This is a genomic window from Streptomyces sp. BE303 (assembly GCF_036290945.1).
Lineage (GTDB): Bacteria > Actinomycetota > Actinomycetes > Streptomycetales > Streptomycetaceae > Kitasatospora.
The window spans coordinates 1-305 of record NZ_JAQYWZ010000606.1; the positions used below are offsets into that span (position 1 = coordinate 1).

The window sequence follows — 305 nt, forward strand, 5'->3', positions numbered from 1 at the left end:
GTGCGGGCGGACGTGCTGGTCGGTCATTCGATCGGTGAGATCGCTGCCGCGCACGTGGCCGGGGTGCTGTCGCTCGGCCCTGCGGCGGCGTTGGTCGTGGCCCGGGGCCGACAGTTGCAGGCCCTTCCCGCCGCGGGGGCGACGGAAGAGAACGCGTCTGACCACCGCTCGCCCGCGCACAACGCGCATGCCGTCTTCTGCGCGTGCAACGCCACCTCCACCGCGAACAACGCCGCCAGGATCACCCGCTGCGGCGACGGCCCGTACGGCGCCGTCAGACCGTTCCGATCGGACGAGGGGCGTTG

At 72.8% G+C, this 305-nt stretch carries 1 protein-coding gene; it reads left to right on the plus strand.

Translation table 11 applies throughout. The annotated features are described in order from the left end of the window. Positions 1-305: acyltransferase domain-containing protein (locus PUR56_RS13845; RefSeq protein ID WP_329949122.1), on the plus strand; the 305-nt coding region annotated here is incomplete at both ends.